At 67.3% G+C, this 1,761-nt stretch carries 2 protein-coding genes and 1 pseudogene; 2 read left to right on the forward strand and 1 reads right to left on the reverse strand.

Annotated features, from left to right (window positions below; all coding sequences use genetic code 11):
- A pseudogene (locus PGX04_RS07270) lies at positions 1–292 on the forward strand (ABC transporter ATP-binding protein); the annotation flags it as partial.
- A complete protein-coding gene (locus PGX04_RS07275) occupies positions 289–1,164 on the forward strand; it encodes an ABC transporter permease subunit (RefSeq protein ID WP_273737902.1) in 876 nt (291 codons plus the stop codon). The pseudogene PGX04_RS07270 and the gene PGX04_RS07275, both read left to right, overlap by 4 nt.
- A gap of 165 nt (positions 1,165–1,329) precedes the next feature.
- Here the strand turns inward: PGX04_RS07275 and PGX04_RS07280 are convergent, their stop codons facing one another.
- Complete coding sequence (locus tag PGX04_RS07280; protein WP_273737903.1) at positions 1,330–1,623, reverse strand: DUF424 domain-containing protein; 294 nt, start codon at positions 1,621–1,623, stop codon at positions 1,330–1,332.
- Positions 1,624–1,761 lie beyond the last annotated feature (138 nt).

A 1,761-nucleotide genomic window follows, 5' to 3' on the forward strand; every position in this document is an offset into this window, starting at 1 on the left:
CGCCGAGCTGCGAGCGGTGGCCGCCGACGTTCGAGGCCTCACCGACGTCACCGCGTCCGGGCGAACCCTCGAGTGTACGATCACCGACCCGACCGCGAAGGCCGGCGTCGTGACCGCACTCGACGACGCGGGCGCGACGATTCAGGACGTGCGAATCGAGGAAGTCTCGCTCGAGTCGCTGTTCACCGCGCTGACGAACGGCGAGGGGAGCGAAACCGGGAACGGGGCCGATACGCAGTCCGGGACGGCCGATGAGACCGCGCTCGAGACGGAAACGGAGGCGGCGCGATGACCTCGCACGTTCCCACCGTCGCCCGCAAGGAGTTCGACGACGCCGGCCGGTCGAAGCTCCTGTGGGCGCTGATCGGCCTCCTCGTCGGGCTCGTCGTCATCGGCTACGTCGCGATCTGGTACACGGTCGACGACGTCACTGCGGCCGAGGTCCTCAGCTTCCTCGGCACGCCGCTGCAGGTGATCCTCCCGGTCGCGGCGCTGATCGCCGGCTACATGGCCGTCGTCGGCGAGCGACGGTCGGGAAGCATCAAGCTCCTGCTGGGGCTACCGCCGAACCGGACCGACGTCCTCTTCGGGAAGCTGCTCGGTCGCACGGCCGTCGTCGGGCTCGCCGTCGGACTCGCGTTTCTCGTCTCGCTCGTCCTCGGCGCCGTCTTCTTCGGCTCGATTCCGTTCGCCGATTGGCTCGGCTTCGCCGCGGTATCGCTGCTGTTCGGGACGACGTTCGTCGGTCTGGCCGTCGGCGTCTCTGCGGCCGTCTCCACGCGGGGCAAGTCGATGGCCATCGTCGTCGGGTGCTACATGGTGTTCGTCGCGCTGTGGGAACTGCTCACCGCCGGGCCCTACCACCTCCTCTACGACGAGGGACCGCCGGTCGAAGCCGAGACGTGGTACCTGGTGCTCGATCAGTTCAATCCGATCTTCGCGTACACGAACCTGGCCAACGAGGTCATCGAGGGGTCGATCTTTCCCTTCCAGTTCCAGTACGGACTCCAGTCGATGGAGGCGTACGGAATGACGCCGGCCGAACGCTACCCCGGCGACGCGCCGTTCTATCTGCAGGAGTGGTTCGGCGTCGTCGTCCTGCTGTTCTGGCTGGCCGTGCCCGTCGCGATCGGCTACTACCGGTTCGAGCGAACCGATCTTTGAGGGTTCGGACCGGCCGCTCTCTCGCTGCATCGAGTTTCCCGCCCTCTCGCTACCGCGAGCCGCTCACTCTGGCGCGGCCTCGAGTCGCTCGCAGAACATCCGTCCCGCTGACGCCGACCGGCCCCGCTGCTACTCGGCTTCGATCGCTCTATTGCATCCGTGGCCCTATTGCATCCGCAATAACTGCGCGTGCAGCGTCGTTCCGACCTCGAGGACGTTCGCTTCATCGACGAACCCCTCCTCGACGGCGAGTTCGACGGCGCGGGTGCCGACGATGTTGGCGACGGCCGCCCGTGCGAGACTCTCGACGACCGCGTTCTCGTCGACCTCGTCGCCGCCGTAGAACTCCTCGGTGACGGTCAGGGAGAGTTCCCCCTCCTCGAACGTCTCGCCGAGGACATCCTCATCGCAGACGGCGATCAACAACCCCTCCTTCGTCTCTCGTTCGTTGACGATCATGCGATTACTCGAGTTCCCGCTCGCGCTCGTCCTCGTCGCCCCCCGCTCCGTCGTCGATGCCGAGATCGGCGACGCCGAGGTCGTCGAGCCCGATGTCGCCCTGTCGCCGGGGCGGCGACTGGCCTCCCATCCCGCGAC

It is taken from the genome of Natrinema soli, from assembly GCF_028618695.1.